The sequence below is a fragment of the Gordonia sp. 135 genome (genome assembly GCF_009720185.1).
Taxonomy (GTDB): domain Bacteria; phylum Actinomycetota; class Actinomycetes; order Mycobacteriales; family Mycobacteriaceae; genus Gordonia; species Gordonia alkanivorans.
In genome coordinates this window covers 2,494,779-2,513,972 of the sequence record NZ_CP046257.1, presented here as the reverse complement: position 1 = coordinate 2,513,972, position 19,194 = coordinate 2,494,779, and the positions used below count along the sequence as shown (strand labels likewise).

19 protein-coding genes are annotated in these 19,194 nt (G+C 65.2%); 12 read left to right on the top strand and 7 right to left on the bottom strand.

Annotated elements, in window-relative coordinates; genetic code table 11:
- Nucleotides 1-14 precede the first annotated feature (14 nt).
- On the bottom strand, nt 15-1,403 hold the full coding sequence (locus GKZ92_RS11345) for an IS1380-like element ISGosp1 family transposase (RefSeq protein WP_006360329.1): 1,389 nt from the start codon (nt 1,401-1,403) through the stop codon (nt 15-17).
- Between the two features lie 309 nt (nt 1,404-1,712).
- On the opposite strand from GKZ92_RS11345, the gene GKZ92_RS11340 reads away from it, so the two are divergent.
- From GKZ92_RS11340 to GKZ92_RS11325, 4 genes are all read left to right on the top strand, one after another.
- Nucleotides 1,713-2,807, top strand: a complete 1,095-nt coding sequence (locus GKZ92_RS11340; protein ID WP_230461940.1) for an RHS repeat-associated core domain-containing protein — start codon at nt 1,713-1,715, stop codon at nt 2,805-2,807.
- 16 nt (nt 2,808-2,823) lie between these two features.
- On the top strand, nt 2,824-3,243 hold the full coding sequence (locus GKZ92_RS11335) for a hypothetical protein (protein ID WP_006359083.1): 420 nt from the start codon (nt 2,824-2,826) through the stop codon (nt 3,241-3,243).
- Between the two features lie 152 nt (nt 3,244-3,395).
- Nucleotides 3,396-4,703, top strand: a complete 1,308-nt coding sequence (locus GKZ92_RS11330; protein ID WP_155225270.1) for an ISL3 family transposase — start codon at nt 3,396-3,398, stop codon at nt 4,701-4,703.
- A 112-nt stretch (nt 4,704-4,815) separates the two neighbouring features.
- Nucleotides 4,816-5,319 (top strand): nuclear transport factor 2 family protein, encoded by a 504-nt coding sequence (locus GKZ92_RS11325; protein WP_006359084.1) that lies wholly within the window; start codon nt 4,816-4,818, stop codon nt 5,317-5,319.
- Between the two features lie 7 nt (nt 5,320-5,326).
- Here GKZ92_RS11325 and GKZ92_RS11320 read toward each other — a convergent pair whose 3' ends face one another.
- On the bottom strand, nt 5,327-5,809 hold the full coding sequence (locus GKZ92_RS11320) for an SRPBCC family protein (RefSeq protein ID WP_042377011.1): 483 nt from the start codon (nt 5,807-5,809) through the stop codon (nt 5,327-5,329).
- Nucleotides 5,810-5,840: 31 nt separating this feature from the next.
- The gene (locus GKZ92_RS11315; protein ID WP_268902894.1) at nt 5,841-6,380 is read right to left on the bottom strand and encodes a TetR/AcrR family transcriptional regulator; all 540 of its coding nucleotides are present in this window, start codon (nt 6,378-6,380) and stop codon (nt 5,841-5,843) included.
- A gap of 161 nt (nt 6,381-6,541) precedes the next feature.
- On the opposite strand from GKZ92_RS11315, the gene GKZ92_RS11310 reads away from it, so the two are divergent.
- Nucleotides 6,542-6,829 (top strand): hypothetical protein, encoded by a 288-nt coding sequence (locus tag GKZ92_RS11310; protein ID WP_006359087.1) that lies wholly within the window; start codon nt 6,542-6,544, stop codon nt 6,827-6,829.
- Nucleotides 6,830-6,832: 3 nt separating this feature from the next.
- Here the strand turns inward: GKZ92_RS11310 and GKZ92_RS11305 are convergent, their stop codons facing one another.
- A complete protein-coding gene (locus GKZ92_RS11305) occupies nt 6,833-7,438 on the bottom strand; it encodes a TetR/AcrR family transcriptional regulator (RefSeq protein WP_006359088.1) in 606 nt (201 codons plus the stop codon).
- Nucleotides 7,439-8,036: 598 nt separating this feature from the next.
- Here GKZ92_RS11305 and GKZ92_RS11300 point away from each other — a divergent pair.
- The 3 genes from GKZ92_RS11300 to GKZ92_RS11290 are packed head-to-tail and all read left to right on the top strand — an operon-like array spanning nt 8,037 to nt 12,790.
- Entirely contained in the window at nt 8,037-9,272 is a 1,236-nt protein-coding gene (locus GKZ92_RS11300; RefSeq protein ID WP_155225269.1) for an ABC transporter substrate-binding protein, read from the top strand.
- Nucleotides 9,273-9,323: 51 nt separating this feature from the next.
- On the top strand, nt 9,324-12,071 hold the full coding sequence (locus GKZ92_RS11295; RefSeq protein WP_035752478.1) for a branched-chain amino acid ABC transporter permease/ATP-binding protein: 2,748 nt from the start codon (nt 9,324-9,326) through the stop codon (nt 12,069-12,071).
- Nucleotides 12,068-12,790: an ABC transporter ATP-binding protein gene (locus GKZ92_RS11290; protein WP_035752475.1), complete on the top strand. Its 723-nt coding sequence runs from the start codon at nt 12,068-12,070 to the stop codon at nt 12,788-12,790. The genes GKZ92_RS11295 and GKZ92_RS11290 overlap by 4 nt, the downstream gene beginning before the upstream one ends.
- Before the next feature lie 70 nt (nt 12,791-12,860).
- On the opposite strand, the gene GKZ92_RS11285 is transcribed toward GKZ92_RS11290, so the two are convergent.
- A complete protein-coding gene (locus tag GKZ92_RS11285) occupies nt 12,861-13,427 on the bottom strand; it encodes a TetR/AcrR family transcriptional regulator (protein WP_035752472.1) in 567 nt (188 codons plus the stop codon).
- A 70-nt stretch (nt 13,428-13,497) separates the two neighbouring features.
- Between GKZ92_RS11285 and GKZ92_RS11280 the strand changes: the two genes are divergently transcribed.
- Nucleotides 13,498-14,940 carry a carotenoid oxygenase family protein gene (locus tag GKZ92_RS11280; protein WP_035752469.1) on the top strand — a complete coding sequence of 481 codons (1,443 nt, stop codon included), beginning with the start codon at nt 13,498-13,500 and terminating at the stop codon, nt 14,938-14,940.
- Between the two features lie 816 nt (nt 14,941-15,756).
- Here GKZ92_RS11280 and GKZ92_RS11275 read toward each other — a convergent pair.
- Complete coding sequence (locus GKZ92_RS11275) at nt 15,757-16,539, bottom strand: FadR/GntR family transcriptional regulator (protein WP_006359094.1); 783 nt, start codon at nt 16,537-16,539, stop codon at nt 15,757-15,759.
- Nucleotides 16,540-16,713: 174 nt separating this feature from the next.
- Between GKZ92_RS11275 and GKZ92_RS11270 the strand changes: the two genes are divergently transcribed.
- Both GKZ92_RS11270 and GKZ92_RS11265 read left to right on the top strand, forming a co-directional pair.
- On the top strand, nt 16,714-17,022 hold the full coding sequence (locus tag GKZ92_RS11270) for an ArsR/SmtB family transcription factor (protein ID WP_042377000.1): 309 nt from the start codon (nt 16,714-16,716) through the stop codon (nt 17,020-17,022).
- Between the two features lies 1 nt (nt 17,023).
- Entirely contained in the window at nt 17,024-17,419 is a 396-nt protein-coding gene (locus GKZ92_RS11265) for a VOC family protein (RefSeq protein ID WP_006359096.1), read from the top strand.
- A gap of 15 nt (nt 17,420-17,434) precedes the next feature.
- On the opposite strand, the gene GKZ92_RS11260 is transcribed toward GKZ92_RS11265, so the two are convergent.
- Nucleotides 17,435-18,568 carry a DUF2235 domain-containing protein gene (locus GKZ92_RS11260; RefSeq protein WP_006359097.1) on the bottom strand — a complete coding sequence of 378 codons (1,134 nt, stop codon included), beginning with the start codon at nt 18,566-18,568 and terminating at the stop codon, nt 17,435-17,437.
- A gap of 94 nt (nt 18,569-18,662) precedes the next feature.
- Between GKZ92_RS11260 and GKZ92_RS11255 the strand changes: the two genes are divergently transcribed.
- Nucleotides 18,663-19,169, top strand: a complete 507-nt coding sequence (locus tag GKZ92_RS11255) for a M15 family metallopeptidase (RefSeq protein ID WP_006359098.1) — start codon at nt 18,663-18,665, stop codon at nt 19,167-19,169.
- Nucleotides 19,170-19,194 lie beyond the last annotated feature (25 nt).

Here is a 19,194-nt window from a genome sequence, read left to right as displayed (position 1 = left end):
GTTGGGGTGTTGGGTCAGGTGGTGTTCACCGCGGCCCACAGGGTGGTGAATGCGTGTTGGGATGGCCAGTGTCGGGGCAGGTGCAGGATGGGTGTTCGTGCTGGTCGGGCCAGTCGGGCGGGCACGGCGATGAGCGTGCGGCGCAGCGTCGCTCCGCGCGCGGCTCGTAGTCTGGGGGCCGCGCTGAGCGCGGCGAGGGTGCGCATGAGGTTGTGGCTGATGGCGGTCAGGGCCAGCCAGGCGGCGTTGGCGCCGAAAACGCCGGAGGGAAGATGCGCCAGCGGTCCGTCGATGAGGTCGGCGAACACGGTCTCGATGACGGCGTGGCCGCGGTGGTTGATGTCGGCGGTAACGGTGTCGTCGGTGGTGTTGGTGAAAAACGAGTGATACCGCCAGGCCGGCATCAGGGTGTCGGTGTCGGCGGGGTGATGGGCTTTGACTCGCCGCACGATGAGTCGGGCGGTGATCGGGTGCGGTGAGAGTGGTTTGACCGTGTAGGTGGTTTCGGCGACTTCGGCATCAGAGATCAACTCGCCGGTGTCGGGGTCGGTGACCGCCCCGGGATAGGACACCGGTGTCCAGGCGTCGTCGCCGATGGCGGTGATTGCGCGGGTGATCGCGGTGTTGGTCCGCAGGACCAGCGAGAACGTGGCGCCCAGGCGTTGGCAGGTAGCCATCACCTCGGCCGACCCGTAGGCGGCATCCGCGCGCACGGTGATCTCACCGGCGGCTCCGGCGCGGCGGGCGGTGGCGATGGTTTCGGCGAGCATCGTTGCTGCTCCGGCGCCGGAGGCGGCGCGCCCGGCGCGCAGCCAGGCGTTGGCGATCACCGGTGGGTGCTCGGGTGCACTGAGGGTGGCGATCAGCGGTGAGAGGCCCCGACGCAGCAGTTCACGTCCGGCGATCTTGGCGTGTCCGTAGGAGGCGCCGGTCTTCTGGTAGCCATAGACCGGGCGCAGCAGGGAATCGATATCGAGGAACACGCGGGCACCGTCGGTGGGTAACAATCCTGCCCGGGCACACATCGCCGGCAGCGAGCGCGTCATCACGGCGTTGAGTTGTCGGGTGTGCCCGGGGGTGAACTCCCGCAGGGTTTGTCCGATCGTGGCCGGGGCGTATACGCGGTCGAACAGGCGGGTGTGCCCACCGGCCCGGACGATGTCGAGGTCGTCGATACTGTCAGCGCCGCAACATAACCCGGCGATCACGGTCAGCAGTTTCGCTTCCAGGTTGGCTCCGGCGGAAGCGACCCGGGTGGTGCCCAGATCGACCCGTTCGGCCAGCAATGCGGCCACCCCGGTCGAGTGAGCCAATTCCATCACCGGCACCAACCCGGCATGCGACACCAGATTGTCATCGTCAAAGAGTGCCGACGTGGCCGAGAAGCTGTGTGATACTTTCACTGAAAGTGCCTTCTGAGCTGGGATGTTTAGTGTCTCAACACCACCAATCATCCCAGCTCAGAGGGCATTTTTATATCACCGACACCCCACACCCCTCCACGGATCCAGGCTGAGGTGCGAGGCGCCAGCCGAGCCTCGAAGGGCACGAAGGGCCGCCGCCGTTACTCCGGCACTCTCCTCGTGGACGACGGTCGCACGTCCTACCGCTACGACGCTGCGGGTCGCGTCATCTCGATGAGTCGTCGCCGACTGTCACGCAAACCAGATGTGTGGCACTACGCCTGGGATGCCCACGATCATCTGCGGTCGGTGACCACGTCGGACGGGACGGTGTGGACCTACACCTACGACCACGTGGGACGGCGACTGTCGAAGACCGATCAGTCGACTGGTGAAACCACGCGCTTCCATTGGCACGGGGAGCACCTCGTCGAGCAGACCGACCCCATGCCCGACGACGATCAGTGGTTGCAGGCCACAACCTGGGCCTACTCGCCGGCCGCGTACGCACCGCTGGCGCAGACAACTACTTCTGAGCCGATTGGCCTCACCGACGTCGACTCCTCCGAAGGAGCAGACCAGGACCGTGAGTTCAGTCTCAACCTCGGCAACGACACTGCTGCTGTGCCACCCTCGGCGCGCCGATGGACACAGTCCGAGATTGATCGTGAGTTCTTCGCGATCGTCACCGACCAGATCGCCTCGCCGACCGCGCTGGTTGACCCGGGCAGCGGGGAGATCGCCGGCCGATCAGTCCGGACCCTCTACGGCGAAACCGCATGGACGGGCGTATCGACCCCTTGGTCTTACCCAGGCCAGTACCTCGATCTCGAGACTGGGCTGCACTACAACCGGCATCGCTACTACCACCCGGACACCGGGCGCTACCTGAGTCCCGACCCGCTCGGTCTGGCGCCGGCACCGAATCCGCACACTTACCCAACCAACCCCGCTATAACCTGCGATCCGTTTGGGCTGATGCCCTGTTCCGGTGACGAGATCGTCGACACGTACGGACCCCTCAATCCTGGCCCACTACCCGAACAGACGCGTGACTCCTTCCGTGGGGCGATCTACACCGAGAAAGTGACGACCGAACCGATGACCTTGTATCGAGTTGGAACCGCGGGAGAAGGGCCATTCGGGAAGTTCTGGACACGAGTTGAACCACTCGGACCGATTCAAGCGCGGATCGACAGTGCCCTGAATCCCTTGTGGGGCAATAAAGCCACGGCCGTGACGACGATCGAAGTACCCGCCGGTGTCCGGTACTTCGAGGGATTTGTCGCACCGCAAGACGTGTACGCTGGCGGCGTGCTGCTCGGAGGTGGAAATCAGATTGTCTTCCGCCCCGACATGAGGATCCCCAGCGAGTGGCTCCGGGTATCAGCAAGGCCATTCTGAGAACAGGATCGAACGGGTGAACAGAGAATTATGTGAGCTTTCCAGGACCGCACTGATCTATTTCTTTGAGACGTACTCAGAGTCGACCGTCATCTATCTTGAGTTGCCTGACACACCAAACTGGAAGGCTCTCGACAATTACTTCTATCTTGGAGATGTTCAGGTCATTGACGACACATCAGTTCGTGCCGACCTTGGCTACAGTTGGAGTGTTTCGCTCACGCCTTCCAAGGTAGAAATCGGTAGCGACTTGTTCGATTTGACCATCTCAGGAACCGACCTACACCTGGAGTCATCAACAATCCACCGGGTGTATCGCGAAGGTTGGGTTCGCTTCTTCGTCATTCCGAACACAGACATCACCAATGCCGCACGGGACGCGCATGGCACAAATCTACGCGAACTTCAGTCAGAGATCTCTGACGGCGAGGATTAATGGCTCTTCCTGATTGACGGTGCGTAGAACGGGTTCTACCGGGCACAAGATGTAGGTCGGGTTCGGCGGCGGCGAGCCGGGGATGCGGGCGGGTCCTGTGGTGTGAAGATGAAAGCCCCTACACCTCATCACTCACACCGACAGGACCCTCGTTGCAGCGTAGCGCCATTGCCGACACGATTTGCCGCACGATCGAACTCGGGGTGACGATCACCGATGCCGCTCTCGACGGCGAGGATCGCACACACCTGTTCTGCGAGGTCTTGGCCCCGAAGAGTAGCTGCCCGAGGTGCGAGCGGGCGGGTCGGTTGCGTGATCATGTCGATCGTGAGGTGGCAGATCTACCGATCGTGGGCCATCCGACCCGGTTGCATCTGAGGGTGCCGCGCTACGCCTGCGAGAACGGCGCGTGTGGTCAGGGCATCTTTCGCGCCGACATCTCGGCGATCGTCGCGCCGCGCGCGGCGGTGACGCGCCGCACGATCGCGTGGATTCTTCGGCGGATGATTCTGGACAAGATGAGCGTCTCTGCGGTCGCCGCGTCGGTCGGGTTGGGCTGGAACACCGTGAATGCCCTCGCGTTGCAGGCGGCGCGTACGGTGGCTTCGGCGCCTGGCCGACTCGACGGTGTCAGGGTTCTCGGTGTTGATGAGCACAAGTGGAAACATGTTCGCGGCAATGGTGATTCGAGTTTCGTGACCGTGCTGGTCGACCTCACACCGATTGTGGATGGGACCGGGTCGGCGCGCTTGCTGGATATGGTGGGCGGCCGGTCCAAAGCGGCGTTGAAGGACTGGCTCGATGCCCGCGATGACTCCTTTCGGGACCGGATCCGGGTGGTCACCATGGACGGATTCACCGGGTATCGCACCGCGACCGCCGAGGCATTGGATAAGGCGCGGGCGGTGATGGACCCGTTCCACGTGGTCCATCTGGCCGCCGAGAAGCTCACAGTGTGTCGTCAACGCGTGCAACACGATACGTGTGGGCACCGCGGCCGCACGGGTGATCCGCTCTACGGTATCCGCCGACCACTGCTGACCCGGATCGCGTTGCTGACAGACAAGCAGAAGGCCCGGCTACGTAGCGGGTTGGAGGCTCACGAGGAGCACGTGGCCGTCTCGGTCACCTACACGATCTACCAAGAGCTGATCAACGCCTACGGCCAGGAGAACAAGCGTGACGGCAAGATCGCGATGTACAAGCTGCTCAAACGGATTCATACCGGCGTTCCGTCCGGGCTGGCAGAGTTGGCCCAACTCGGCCGATCATTATGGGCGCGGCGTGCCGAGATCTTGGCCTACTTCGACACCGGCGCCTCCAACGGACCCGTCGAAGCGATCAACGGCCGCCTGGAACACCTCCGCGGGATCGCGTTGGGCTTCCGCAACCTCAACCACTACATCTTGCGGTCACTCATCCACTCCGGCGGCCTCGCACAACACCTCGACGCACTCTGAATCAGGAAGAGCCGGATTAATGCTCCGGCCAAGCGCCATACATGAACCCATTGTCCTCAGTCCGCTGCGTCGGAATCGCCCACCGGAACAGACGGGACCCTATGGTGACAACATGAAGCCCGACCGCACTGACCGCCTCGACAACCTTGTCCGCATCGAATCCATCAAGCAACTCAAGCACCGCTACTGGCGCGCGTGCGATGCCAAGGACGTCAACGGCTTTCGCAGGTGTTTCATTACCCAGGGAGCACGCGTCGACTACGGCCCGCTGGGCACCTTCGACGATGCGGAGCCGATGGCGAAGATTTTCGAGCAGGTCGCTCTCCACAAGGTCGACGGACAGTACGTCATCTTCGACATGCACCACGGCTTCCATCCCGACATAACCCTGACGTCGGAGACCACGGCGACCGGGCGCTGGACCCTGAAGTTCCGACAGGTGAATCTGATCGACCGCACCGAGACGGTTATGACGGGGGAGTACGACGACGAGTACGTCGTCGAGGACGACGAGTGGAGGATGGCTGCCAGCACCCTCACCGAACGGTGGTCTCTCCGACGGCCACTCGATGACGACGCCACGGTGCATGCGGGGACGTTCGCCGACCCGGCCTGAACAGGCCTCAGGCCGGTTGCCGGACCATCACCGCCAGCCGCTCGAGGGTCTCCGTCATACCCTGTCGCAGATCGGTCTTGCGGTCTTTGAGTCCGTAGAGTGTGCCGATCAGGAACCACCCGAAGGCATTGAGCGGCTTGGTCACTTCGTACGATTCAGTGACGGTCGTGCCGGTGGCGTCGGGCTCGAACTGGTAGCCCCACCGCAGGATCCCGCCGATCCACTCCGTCCGTTCGAAGGCGAACACACGCCCACGATCTGCGACCGTGATAACGGGTTTGTTGAACCAGTCCGGTCCGCGGCCGGCGCTGTTGCGGGCCCGGAATCGCGCTCCGACGGCGGGACTGGTCGCCCCGTCGAGCCACCTCACATCCGCTATCTCCGAGGACAACTCGGGTGTGCGCGTGACGTCGGAGACGATGTCGTACAACTCTTCGGGGCTCGCGTCGATGTGGCGCGACACCGAGTCGCTGGTGAGATCCTGACGCATGATGGTCCTTCCTGAGTGCCCCGAGGCTCGCTCAGGGCGAATAGTGACGCACCCACATCTGCAGGGCGTCATCGAGTAGTCCTGTGTACGAACCGGTTTCGTAGGTCGCTCCCGGCTCATTCGACATCTGTTGCGAACCGATGCCCGAGACGACCGACGTGAGGAGGCGCAGGGCATCCTCGGAATCGGCACCGGGGCTCAATTCACCGCGTGCGACAGCAGTCGCCAGATCCTCACGAGCCTGATCGACGATCGCCCGCGCCGGAGCGAACGCCGCCTCGCTCGGCTCGAAACCGGGAACCGGTCGCCAGAACAACAGCGCCGCCAGGCCCGGTTCGGTCATCGACCAGCGGATGATCGCCCGTGACTGTTCGAGCAGTTGATCCAACCCGGGCTCACGGCTGAGTCGTGCGTCATCGACGTACCGACTCAGCTCGACATTTCCCATCTCGAACAGCCTGTCGTACAGGGCATTCAGCGACGGGAAGTACTTGTAGAGCGACGGGGGGCGCATCTGCATGCGTCGGGCGATCTCGGAGATGGAGACTGCTCCCACACCCTGCTCGTCGATGATGTTGCGAGCGTGGCCGAGTGCCTAATCGATCGTCGACTGCCGACGATCGGTCCTGCGCGCTGAGCTATAGGCTGTAGCCACAGCTACAGGGTATAGCTGTTGCCGGCCGGAGACAATGCCTACGCCGCAGAAACTCATGTTCGTGGCACCGTGGAACCATGACCAACCCCCAGCACACGCCCGACGGCCACTACGTGGTGATCAACGGCCGCAAGTGGCGTGCGACGGATCCGCTCATCCCGGACGAACGACGGTCCGAACTCCAGTCGATCCTGATGGCGTGGCGACGGGATGTGAAACGCACGAAGGGTGCACCGGAATCCCGTGCGGGCGTCCAGGCTGCGAAAGTCGCCTTGGGGGAGCGTGGCACTCCTTGGTGGGAGCAGACCGACGACGAGCGTCGTGTGCGCTGGGAAACCGAGGTGCCGCGACCGGGCGACGGGTGACCCTCAGCGCGGAACGATCGATTCGGCCGCGTATCGCCCTGCGCGTTCAAAGGTTTCGGTGATGTCGAGGTCGGGGTCGATCCGCCAGTAACGCATCGTCGACAGGTAGATCGCCGCCACCATCTGGGCCAGGAACTCCACCGGATGATCGGTGCGCAGATCGCCTTGTTCCAGGCCGGGCTCCAACAGGCGCCGCACCTGCGCGGTGAACAGGTGGCTGCGCTCGCTCAGTCCCTCCGACGCCGTCGCCAGTCGCTCGATCTCCCCGGTCACAACACGCATGTAGTCGGGATCGGCCATCGACGACTGGGCGAAGTCGATGAAGACTCCGACCACCCGGTCGTGGGTGCTGACCGGCCGTCGCAGCATCGAGTCGACGACCCGCCCGAAGACGCCCATGAGTTCGGCGTACAGCGCACTGACGAGGTCGTCCTTGCTGGGGAAGTAGTTGAAGAAGGTTGCCCGGGAGACCTCGGCGCGTTCCGCGATCTCCTCGACGGTCGCATCGGTGCCTCGCGTCGCGAGAAGTTCACGAGCGGCGGAAAGCAGCCGATCGCGCGTCTGCTGCTTGTTCCGTTCACGACGTCCGACGTGCGCAACCTCGGTCATCGGTGTGCCTCCGTCGGGTCGTCGAGCGGCCGGGTGGCGCCCTAGGGACCAATTCTTACATTCGGCCACCGATTTCTGGATGGTGGTCTAACTTTTGCCTTGAAGTCCAGTGTGATGTGGGACACGGTGACCTCGATACGCGGCGTCCTCGCTGCGCTCGGTCGACGCTACTCGGCCAGCGGGGTGGGGCGGCGGTGGTGATCGCGATTGCTGCCACTCGGCCGGCAGGGTGGAGCGGCGGTGGTGATCCCGGTTGCTGCCACTCGGCCGGCAGGGCTAGGGCGGCGGTGATCGTGTCGCTCGGCTAGCGGGGGCGGGGTGGCAGCCTCGCGGGAATCAGGTGACGCCACTCGGACGGAATGACGTGTGCCGGCACCGGCCACCCGGTCGACAGGGGTGGCGTCAGTTGTCGTGTTTGTCGTACGCGCGCATCTGTAAAACACTGTGCTGCACTAGAACTGAAGCCCACCGCACTTTCCCGAAAGCACTCATACCCGACATCATCCGGGTTTACAGTCACCACGACGCCGACCACAGTTCACCTCCTGCTCGCGCAACATCATCAGGCGGGCGTCAACTCCTATCGAAGGGTTCGCAGTTGAAATCACCAGTTGCACTCAAACGCGTCGCACGTACGACCGCCGTCCTCGGCTGCGCGAGCGTCCTGACTCTCGGCGCCATCACGGCCTGCGCCGACGACAGTTCCGAGAGTTCGAGCGCCGGGGAGACCAGCTCGCTGCCCAGCAACGCGGCAACCGGCGACCCGATCAAGATCGGCTTCATCACGCCCGAAGGCGGTGCGGTGACGACGCCGATGGTGCGCGAAGGTGGCGAAGCGGCCGTCGAGTACCTCAACAACAACGGTGGCGGAATCGGCGGGCACAAGATCGACCTCGTGGTGTGCAAGCAGCAGGAGGAGCCCGCCTCGGCGACCAAGTGCGCCAACCAGATGATCGAGGAGAAGGTTTCGGTCGTCGTGTCGCCGCTTGGTGCTCAGGGTGCCGTGATGCTGCCGATCGTCGCCGGCGCCGGGATCCCCTACGTCGCTCAGGCTCCGGTCTCGCAGGCCGAGATGGCCACACCCGGCTCGTTCATGCTCTCCGGCGGCATCGTCGCGGTGCTCGCCGGCCAGGCCGCCACCGCTGCCAAGGACGGCCTCAAGAAGGTCACCCTCATCATCGGCGACTCCGGCGACGCAGCAGCATCGGTCAAGGCCCTCGGCGAGCCGATGTTCAAGCAGGCCAACGTCGAGCTGAACGTCGTCACCATCCCGGTGGGAGCCGCCGACCTGACCCCGCAGATCACCGCCGGCCTCGCCGACAATCCCGACGCGGTCACCGTCCTCGGCGACACCCGCCAGTGCATCTCGGTGCTCAAAACCCTGCAGACCGTTGCACCGGACGCCAAGAAGTACCTGATCGCCAGCTGCCTCGACAAGCCGGTCCTCGACGCCGTCGGCAACGAGGCCGTGTCCGGGTCCAAGGCGTTCACCACCGTCAACCTCAGCTCCGACGACCCGAGCGTCACCCTGTACCGCAGTGTCATGGCGCAGTACGCCCCCGACACCGATCCCGCCGGTCTGGCCTACATCGGCTACCAGGTCGTCGCCGCACTGGGTGAGCTGAAGGGCCTGGAGGGCACCGTCGACGCTCAGGCCTTCAAGAAGGCGCTGTCGGAGGCCAAGGACGTCCCGCTGCCCGCCGCGCCGGGTATCACGTTCACCTGCGACGGCAAGGCCTTCCCGCCGCTGACGTCCCTGTGCAGCAAGGCGATCCTGGTCAGCGACGTGACCGCGGACGCCAAGCTCGAGAACACCGTCGTCACCAACAACTGATTCCGACCAGATCGGGGCCACGTTCCGGCGTGGCCCCGATCGAGGAGTTCCATGACTGACCATCTCGCGTTCCTGGTTCTCGGCCTCGGCAACGGGGCCGTCTTCGCCGCACTCGGCCTCGCCCTGGTGATGACCTTCAAGAGCTCCGGCGTGGTGAACTTCGCCACCGGTGCCGTGGCTCTGTATGCCGCCTACACCTACGCTTTCCTGCGTCAAGGTGAACTCCTCAACCCCATACCCGGATTCCCGACGACCATCTCACTCGGATCGGACGCGGGAGTCGCTGTTGCCCTGCTGATTTCCGTCGTGATCGCGGCGATCCTCGGCGTCATCCTCTACCTGCTCGTCTTCCGGCCCATGCGGACGGCACCGGCGCTGGCCAAGGCGGTCGCGGCCATCGGGCTGATGCTCGTCATCCAGGCGCTCATCGCGCTGCGCGTGGGGGAGGACACCCCCAGCGTCGGCCCCATCTTCAAGGTCGAGACCTTCAAGATCGGCTCCAGCACGGTACCCACCGACCGGCTACTACTCGCCGTCGTCATCGTCGGGCTCGCCATCTGCGCCGGACTCGTGTTGCGCTACACCCGATTCGGCGTCGCTACAGAGGCGGCCGCCGAATCCGAGAAGGGTGCACTCGTCACAGGTCTCTCCCCTGACCGTATCGCCATCGCCAACTGGGCATTGTCCTCGGCGACCGCAGGCCTGGGCGGCGTACTCATCGCCCCGATCGTGCCTCTCAACCCGGTCGCCTACACGATGTTCATCGTGCCGGCACTGGCCGCGGCGTTGGTCGGCAACTTCACCGCCATCTCGGTGACGGTCGGCGCCGGACTCGTCATCGGCATGCTCCAATCCGAGGCCACCAAACTGCAGACCACGTGGGACTGGATGCCCGACGCCGGTGTCGCCGAAGCGGTTCCGCTGATCCTGATCATCGGATTCCTCCTCGTTCGCGGGCAACCGCTGCCCGGACGAGGCGCGGTCATCCGCCAGGACCTCGGCCGCTCACCTCGTCCCCAACATCTGCTGGTCCCCGGGATCATCGGCGTCGTCGTCGCCGTCATCGCCCTGCTCACCACGTCCGGCTCTCTCCGCCTCGCGGTGATCGCCACGATGATCTACGGGATCATCGCGCTCTCCCAGGTCGTGGTCACCGGGTACGCGGGGCAGGTGTCGCTGGCTCAGCTGACCCTGGCGGGCGTGGGAGCGTACGCGCTGAGCAGGCTGACCGAGGACCTGAACCTGCCCTTCCCGATTGCACCACTTCTCGCCGCCTGCGCTGCGACCGTCATCGGCGTCATCGTCGGTCTGCCTGCCCTCCGTGTGCGGGGCTTGCCGCTGATGGTCGCGACCCTCGCGCTCGCCGTCTTCTGCGAGGCGTTCTGGTTCCGCAACCCGTCGCTCAACGGCGGTCTGCAAGGGGCACCGGTGGATGCACCGTCGATCTTCGGCATCGATCTCGGCATCGGTGCGGGCGAGGGCTATCCGCGTCTCGCGTTCGGCATCCTGTGCCTCGTCGTCCTGACGGTCGTCGCCTACGGTGTCGCGGCGCTGCGTCGTAGTGGGTTGGGCGCGGCGATGCTGGCGGTCCGTGCCAACGAACGGTCGGCGGCCGCAGCCGGAATCAACGTCGGCGTCACCAAGCTCATCGCCTTTGCCATCGCCTCCTTCCTCGCCGGCCTCGGCGGTGCGCTGCTGGCGTATCAGCAAACGCTTGCCACGGCGGGCACGTATGCGGTCTTCGCCGGCATCGGCCTCTTCGCGGTCACCTACGTCGCCGGCGTCACCTCCATTTCCGGTGCGATCCTGGCCGGCGTGATCGCACCCGGTGGCGTGATGTACTTCGCCGTCGACAAATACGCGTCCTTCGGCGACTACTACATGCTCGTCAGCGGCATCCTGCTGGTCCTCACCGTCGTCACCAGTCCCGACGGCCTGGTCGGTTACCTGCACACGTTGCCGTACCCGGGTCGACGCAGCGCACCGCCGGCCGAACAACCTGCGGAGTCGTCCACGACACCCGTCGCCGACGCACCGACGCCGCCGAGCGGTTCGGTGGTCCTCTCCGTCCGTGATGTCACCGTTCGCTTCGGCGCGGTCACCGCCGTCCGCGACGTCGGCTTCGACGTCCGCGCCGGGGAGATCGTCGGCCTGATCGGCCCCAACGGGGCGGGCAAGACCACCCTGATCGACGCGATCAGCGGCTTCGCTTCAGCCGAGGGATCCGTCGCACTCGAGAGATCGGCGATCGACGGACTGGCCCCGCACCGCCGCAGCCGTGCCGGCCTCGGCCGCACATTCCAGGACATCGAGCTTTACGGCGAGTTGTCCGTCGCGGAGAACCTGGCGATCGCGGCACGACGCGCACCCGGTGACACCTCGGACAACGTGCGCGACGTCCTGCGGATGCTCGAGATCGCCCATCTGAGAGACGTTCCGGCCGCCGACCTGTCCCAGGGTCAGCGGCAGCTGGTCGCGGTTGCCCGGGTCCTGGCCGGCCAACCCAGAGTCGCGCTTCTCGACGAACCGGCGGCGGGACTCGACAGCACCGAGAGCCGCTGGCTGGGCGATCGACTGAGAGCTGCACGCGCACATGGGGTCTCGATGGTTCTGGTCGATCACGACATGGACCTCGTCCTCAGCCTGTGTGACCGGGTGATCGTGCTCGACCTCGGCGAGGTGATCGCCGACGGCACACCCGACGAGATCCGGACGTCACCCGCCGTTGTCGGGGCCTATCTGGGCACCCCGTCGTCGGCGAAGGCAGCCGAACCCCATGCAGTGAAGGAGATGTCGTGACGGTACTGGAATGCCACGGCCTCGACGCCGGATACAGCCGAGGGAACCCGTGTGTTCACGGCCTCGAGCTGTCCGTGGACGCGGGTGAGATCGTCGCCCTGCTGGGACCGAACGGTGCCGGGAAGACAACTCTGCTGACGACCCTGGCAGGATTGCTGCCGCGTCTCGGTGGTGAGGTCACCGTCGCCGGACAGTCGGTGCGTCCGGGCGACGCGCGTGCGGCGGTCCGTGCCGGACTTGTCCTCGTGCCCGACGACCGGGCGCTGTTCCGCCGCCTGACCACCCGACAGAATCTGCACCTGGCAACACGTCTGCGGGGACGGGCGCGTGCTGAGGCCGTCGACAACGTGCTCGGCCACTTCCCGTCGCTGACCAAACGCCTGACGGTCTCGGCCGGCGACCTCTCCGGCGGTGAGCAGCAGATGCTCGCCATCGCGCGTGCACTCCTACAGAACCCGAAGGTGCTGCTCATCGACGAACTGAGCATGGGTCTGGCGCCCATCGTCGTCGAAACGATCCTGCCTGTCCTGCGTCAGGTCGCCGACGCCGACCGCACTGCCGTCGTCCTGGTCGAGCAGCACGTGCGGCTGGCCCTCGAGATCGCTGACCGGGCCGTCGTACTCGTCCACGGCGAAGTGGGGCTGGAAGATTCGGCCGCTGTGCTGTCGACCGACATCGAGCGGATCGAGGAGGCCTACCTTGGGACGGCACGCGCGTAGACGCCCACGCAAGCGCATAGCCGACCCGTCGACCAGCGCGACAGCGGACCTCGGCGTAGGCGGTCTGGACTCAGGCGGTCTCGGGCTGCGGCCGGTAGATGGCGTCGGTGATGCGGTTGGCGATGTCGGCGTGGGTGAGAAACCGAGCGGGGGACAGGAGTTCGGCGCACACAGCGCTGACCATGAACTCGACGGCGGCCTCGGGGCCGGGGGACAGGTGCCGCGCGATCGGTGACTCGGTGATGAAGGCGAGCGCACGGTCGGTGACGATGTCGATCAGCGTCGGATGTCCCTCGCGCCGGATCAACCAAGGTGTCAGCGACGCCGCGTCGTACCGGAGCGCGGCCTGCACCAGTTCGTTGCCGGCGTTGTAGTCGAGGACCTCGCGGACGAGCATGTAGATCGTGCCCCGCGGGTCGTCGGCAAACCGCAGGCGGCTCAACATGACCCGCTCGAGTGCATCCAACTCGGAGGAGACGATGGCCGAGATCAACTGATCGCGGGATGCGTACCGGCGATAGATGGTGGCCCGGCTGATGCCGGCCTCCTTGGCGACCGCGGCCAGCGTGAGCGCACCGACACCGACACGACGCGCGACCGCGCGCGCCGCACTCGTGAGGTCTTCGCCGCTCGACATTCCGCCATCCTAGATCACCCCATGTGAAACACCCTTGCGGGATTTGTCTCAAGCGTGAGACTCTTCAGCCATGTCTGTATCAGTCCCGACCCGGGCGCCTTCACGTGAGACCGGTGGAGAATCCCCGTGGGATTCTCAGCACGAAGAGTTCGACTACGAGATCGACGACATCGAGGGTCAGATCCCGTCCTCCCTGCGTGGCGTCCTCTTCCGCATCGGACCCGGTCGCTTCGAGATCGGTGGACATCCGATGACCCACATCTTCGACGGCGACGGCATGGTGTCCCGTTTCGACATCTCGCCCGACCGCATCCACTACCGCAATCGTTATGTCCGCACGCGTAGCTTCAAGCGTGCCAACGAGACTCAGCTCCCGCCGAAAGGGTTCAACACCCAACGCGTCGGCGGACCGCTTGCCAACGCGCTGAAGTTTCCCGAGAATCTCTCCAACACCAGCGTTCTGGTCCACGACGACGTGCTCTACACGCTGTGGGAAGGCGGACGACCGCACCGCCTCGACGCCGAGACGCTCGAGACGTACGGCAGCGAATCCTTCGACGGCGCGCTCAAGCGCATCGGTGCGTTCTCCGCACACCCCAAGGTCGACCCGAACACCGGTGACGTCTTCAACTTCGGACTCGACTTCTTCCCGCGGCCGATGATCCGCTGCTACCGGCTCGACAAGTCCAAACGCCTGCACAACGTCGGCACGGTGCCGATCCCCAAGCTCGGTTTCGTGCACGACTTCGCGCTCACCGAACGTCACCTGGTCTTCGTCCTCGGACCGCTGGTCGTCAGCCGGCCCATCCCGGTCGCATTGGGGATGCGCCCGTTCGGTGAGGCGCTCTCGTACAAACCGGAGTTGGGCACGACCATCGTCCTCGTACCGCGGGACGGTGGGAAAGCCACACGCATCGAGACGGATTCGCTGTTCCACTTCCATGTGGCGAATGCCTACGAAGCCGGACCCGAGACCGTCGTCGACATCGTCGCCCACGACGCGACCGGCGGATGGGCGCAGTGGAACAACTACCTGTGCAACTTCCGCGACAAGGCCGGACCCGCATTCGGCGGAACCCTCACCAGGCTGCGGATCAACCGCAACACCGAAGCCGTTGTGCGTGATCCACTAAACGAGCTCGGATGCGAGTTCCCGCAGGTGGATCCGCGGCTCGTGACCACCGCACACCGCTACGCGTACTTGGCGGAGGCCTCCGTACGCGGGGGCGACCCCGATTCGATCACGACCGTCGACACGACGACCGGAGCGCAGGATCGCTACACCACGCCGGGCAACACCGTGTGCGAGCCCCTGTTCGCCGAGGATCCCGAGAACCCGGGTGAGGGTCGCGGCTGGTTGCTCAGCCTCGAACACCGGCCGTCGGACAAGCGATCCCGGTTGATCGTGTTGAACGCCGAACGCCCGAGCGCGGGCCCGGTCGCCATCGCCACGCTCCGGCATCACGTGCCGATGACGTTTCATGGGGCGTACAAGGCGGCCACGTCGGAATAGTCCGATGCACTTGGGGATACCACTCCTGATGTCTGAGGTGCGAGGAGCGTGAGCGACGAGCCACGAAGACCTGGTGAGGTACGGTCGCCGGCCCTTCGTGGCTCCTCGCTATCGCTCGTCGCACCTCAGGGAGCGAGTGGGGTTGCCGGACTTCGTTCGTCGCACCTCAGGGAGCGAGTGGGGTTGCCGGACTTCGTTCGTCGCACCTCAGGGAGCGAGTGGGGTTGCCGGACTTCGTTCGTCGCACCGCAGGGAGCGAGTGGGCCTACATCCGTCGAAATGAAGTCGCGGGCGACTTCGATGCGGCTCAACGACTTCGATCGAGGTCGTGCAGCCGGGTTGAGTTCGCACGCGACATCAATCCGGGTGCGCGCCGCTACCCCTCGAGATAACTCGCGCGCGGCTTTCATCGCTTCGATCCGGCGTCGTAACAACTGTTCCGCGGCGTTCCGGTCGTAGTCGCATTCCCAGGTGATGTTGTCGACTCCCACCGCGTAGCGGTGTCGATGCCGTGCTGGTCTTCGATGAAGCACCCGAACATGTGCTTGCGAAACAGACCCGACAGTCGGACCATCTGATTGATGAGCTTGTCCAGCGACCAGGCGCACGACACGTTCTCGGTCAGCGTCGACCGTCGACGAGGATCGCGGCCACCTTGATGTCACGGTGTGTGACCAAGGATTGCGGCGGGGGTGGCCCCCGGACGACGCCGGTAACCCTCGAACATGATGAGCGGGAGCGACGCGGACGCAAGATGATCTCGCCGGGCCGACCGTCGCGGCACCTCGTCGCCCTGGTCGTCGACAATGGCGGGCTTCAGTCCATCACGTCCCGGACACGGGTGGTCTCGTGTCCGGCGAGGAGCGCCTGGTTGGAGTTCTTCATGTGACGCTGCCAGTGGGCTGCGGCCTCGGCGCCGTCGCCGGCGCGGACGAGGTCGACGAGCTTCTGGTAGGAGCGGATGAGCTTGGTGTACTGCGCGCGCGGCATCGGGTCGTCGTCGATGGTGTTGGCGATGTGGCGCTCGGCGATCTCGCTGAGCATGCCCGCGATCATTTCCATTGCCGAGTTGCCGGACAGCTCGACAATGCGGCGGTGGAACCAGACCGATGCCTGGGCCATGGTGCCGTTCTCGAAGGCCTCGTCGAGTTCGTTGTCGATGATCGCCTGGAGTTCGTCGAACGCATTGGTGTCACCGGTCTCCGCGAGCATCTCCGCGGCTGCGGGTTCGATGACCTCGCGGGCCCGCATGACTTCGGCGACCGTGGTCCCGGACAGCTCCAGCAACAGTCCTGCCGGACGCGCGACGATCTCGGGGCCGGGGACACGGATCCGGGCACCAGTACGCGAACCGCGACGCACCTCGACCAGCCGCTCGGACTCGAGGACGCGGACCGCTTCACGCAGCGTCGGGCGGCTCACCTGGAAGTGCGCCATGAGATCGGCTTCGTGCGGGAGGAAATCGCCGTCCTTGAGCCGACCGTCGACGATCATCCGACGCAGGGTGCGTGCCACCAGCTCAGCGGTCTTGGGGGACCGGATCGCACCGCTCGTGGTCGCGGGGACCATCATGGGAGCCAGGTTGACGGGCTTGGTCATGAGTACCTTCCTCGTGCTTGACCACCGACGCTCCCGAGGTGAGGGCGGCGGCCGAACCGGATCTGATCCCCGGGCCGATCTGATACACCCAGTTGTCAAACCCAGTGATACAAGTCGATTCTACGCAACCGCGGCGAGCTGGTCGGCGGCAGAACCGATCGCAGCATCGTTGACATGCAAGCGTGCGCTTGCCTATCGTCAGGTGTGGCAGACGTATTCCATGCTCTCGACGATCCGACGCGGCGTGCGATCCTCGACGAACTCGCCGACCGTGACGGTCAGACGCTGTTCGAGATCTGCGGACGACTCACCACGAAGCGGGGCTTGAGCCTGACCCGCCAGGCCATCTCGCAGCATCTGGGCGTTCTCGAGGCCGCCGGGCTGGTTCACACAGAGAAGCGCGGACGCGCCAAGTTCCACTACTTTGATCCGGCACCACTGGCGGACATCGCCAGACGGTGGCCGGTGACACGAAAGGCATGACATGAGAATCACGTTGACCTCGATCTTCGTCGACGACCAGCGCAAGGCGCTGAGTTTCTACACCGACGTACTGGGCTTCACCAAACATCACGACATCCCGATGGGGGAGAACACGTGGTGGCTCACCGTGAAGTCGCCCGAAGCGCCCGAGAGCGCCGAACTCCTACTGGAGCCGGCCGGGCATCCGGCGGTGAAGCCCTACCGGGATGCGCTCGTCGAAGACGGGATCCCGTTGGCGCAGTTCACCGTCGACGACGTCGAGGCCGAGTACCGGCGACTCAGGGAACAAGGCGTCGTCTTCACCCAGGAACCGACCGACATCGGCACTGCGGTGGTGGCCGTCTTCGACGACACCTGCGGAAACCTGATCCAGATCGCCGCGATCAAGGACGCCTGATCGGCATCCGCGCGGTCACACCCCGACGAGCGGCTTGGTCAGCGGCGGGATCTCGACGACCCGTGCTCGCAGCGCGTCGGGGTCGCCCTGGAACGTGGCAACCCACCATCCGATGTTCGGCGCCTTCCGTCGCCGACCGTCTTGATCGGACTCCCACCGGGTCAGCGCGGGTTCGGCAATCAGCAGCGGGGTCGCCGGGTCCTTCTCGATCTCGAGCCGGCGTCGCTGGAGTCGGTGGCGAATGGTGGTGCCGTGCAGTCGGAATGGCCCGATCGCGAGTTTGGCCAGGTTGACGATCTGATATGCGGCGTTCATCGACTTGTTCGCGGCATAACGGGGGAGCGTCGGATCGACGGGCTGCCGGATGGCGGTGAAGCGGTCGTAGGAGAACTCGAGGCCACGCAGGCTCGCCTCCCACACCATCCAGGCAAGGGTGAGTTCGGACGGTTCGACAACTTCCAGCCCACCGCCGATGTCGGAGTGGACACCCTCGAACCAGACCTGTTTCACGTCCGTCTGCGTGTTGTCGGCCTTTTCCCAGACACACGGATCGAAGGTCAGCCGGCACTCGTCGATTGCCAGCGCCTGCCGGGCGACCTCGACCCGCTTCCCGAGGTTCACGTCGTGGAACTTGTGTTTGTGCCGGGTGATGCCGGGTACGCCGAGGGCGCCGACGGTGTCGAACACTCCGATGAAGGCGACCGGGACCTCGCGACCGAGCGGAGCGTGTCTTTCCTTGTCCCGGTACAGCTGCAGGGCTTTCTCGAACAGGTTGCTCGTGGGGTCCTCGGCCAGCTGGCGTGGCGTGATCAGACCGACCTTGCCGATCATCCCGGCCAGACTCCTCGCGGTGTAAGCGCCCCGACTGAATCCGAACACGAAGATCTCGTCATCGGGCTCGTAGTTGAGGACGAGAAAGCGGTACGCATCGAGAAGATTCGCGTCCAGACCACGACCGAAGGCGCCCCCGAAGACGCGGTCGGACCACGAGGAACCCGTACCGACACCGTTGACGTAGTGGACGAGTTGGACCGCGCCGTCGGCGGCGTCGGTCTTCACGGCGCGAGCGATCTTCTCCACGTTGGAGATCCGCGGATCCTTGGCCGATTTCCAGGTGCCATCGCAGCAGATGATCAGTCGTTTCCTCATGTCGGCCCCTTGGCTTCGACGGCTCCGACACATCGACGGTAACGCCGCAGACCGGTACCCGCAGCCCGGGTCAGTCGTACGGTTTACTGGTCTGATGAGCAACCTCGCGTCTCGACTGATGGGCGCCGCACTCGCCGCAGGCGCCGCCGCGTCTGCCGTGCTCGGAGTCGGTTCGGCGGCGGCAGCGCCCACGGTCCTTGCCCCAGGGACACAAGGCCTGGCTCCCGGCCTCGCCGTGTCGTACACGCTCGCCTCGAACGAGGCTCGGACGCAGGGTGTTCCGATCTGGATCACCTCGGGGAAGCGGTCGGATGCCGAGCAACGGCAGCTCTGGCGGAACGCGATCGCCACCTATGGCAGTCCCGAGGCCGCCAGACGCTGGGTCCTGCCCGCCGAAGAGTCACCGCACGTTCGCGGCGAGGCGGTCGACGTCGGCCCGTGGGACGGTGCGGCCTGGCTCGAACGCAACGGTCACCGGTGGGGGCTGTGCCGGACGTTCGTCAACGAGTGGTGGCATTTCGAACTCGCGACCACACCGGGGACTCCGTGTCCGCCGATGTGGCCGGATGCCGCGGTCCGGGCGGATCGGCGCGGAATCTGACCGAACGGTCGTAGGCTGTCGATCG

Bases quoted from the DNA above. Each gene is read 5' to 3' on its own strand.
- GKZ92_RS11325 (WP_006359084.1), top strand. From the start codon at position 4,816: ATGAAGCCCGACCGCACTGACCGCCTCGACAACCTTGTCCGCATCGAA.
- GKZ92_RS11320 (WP_042377011.1), bottom strand. From the start codon at position 5,809: ATGCGTCAGGATCTCACCAGCGACTCGGTGTCGCGCCACATCGACGCG.
- GKZ92_RS11310 (WP_006359087.1), top strand. From the start codon at position 6,542: ATGACCAACCCCCAGCACACGCCCGACGGCCACTACGTGGTGATCAAC.
- GKZ92_RS11305 (WP_006359088.1), bottom strand. From the start codon at position 7,438: ATGACCGAGGTTGCGCACGTCGGACGTCGTGAACGGAACAAGCAGCAG.
- GKZ92_RS11295 (WP_035752478.1), top strand. From the start codon at position 9,324: ATGACTGACCATCTCGCGTTCCTGGTTCTCGGCCTCGGCAACGGGGCC.
- GKZ92_RS11285 (WP_035752472.1), bottom strand. From the start codon at position 13,427: ATGTCGAGCGGCGAAGACCTCACGAGTGCGGCGCGCGCGGTCGCGCGT.
- GKZ92_RS11280 (WP_035752469.1), top strand. From the start codon at position 13,498: ATGTCTGTATCAGTCCCGACCCGGGCGCCTTCACGTGAGACCGGTGGA.
- GKZ92_RS11275 (WP_006359094.1), bottom strand. From the start codon at position 16,539: ATGACCAAGCCCGTCAACCTGGCTCCCATGATGGTCCCCGCGACCACG.
- GKZ92_RS11270 (WP_042377000.1), top strand. From the start codon at position 16,714: ATGCAAGCGTGCGCTTGCCTATCGTCAGGTGTGGCAGACGTATTCCAT.
- GKZ92_RS11265 (WP_006359096.1), top strand. From the start codon at position 17,024: ATGAGAATCACGTTGACCTCGATCTTCGTCGACGACCAGCGCAAGGCG.
- GKZ92_RS11260 (WP_006359097.1), bottom strand. From the start codon at position 18,568: ATGAGGAAACGACTGATCATCTGCTGCGATGGCACCTGGAAATCGGCC.
- GKZ92_RS11255 (WP_006359098.1), top strand. From the start codon at position 18,663: ATGAGCAACCTCGCGTCTCGACTGATGGGCGCCGCACTCGCCGCAGGC.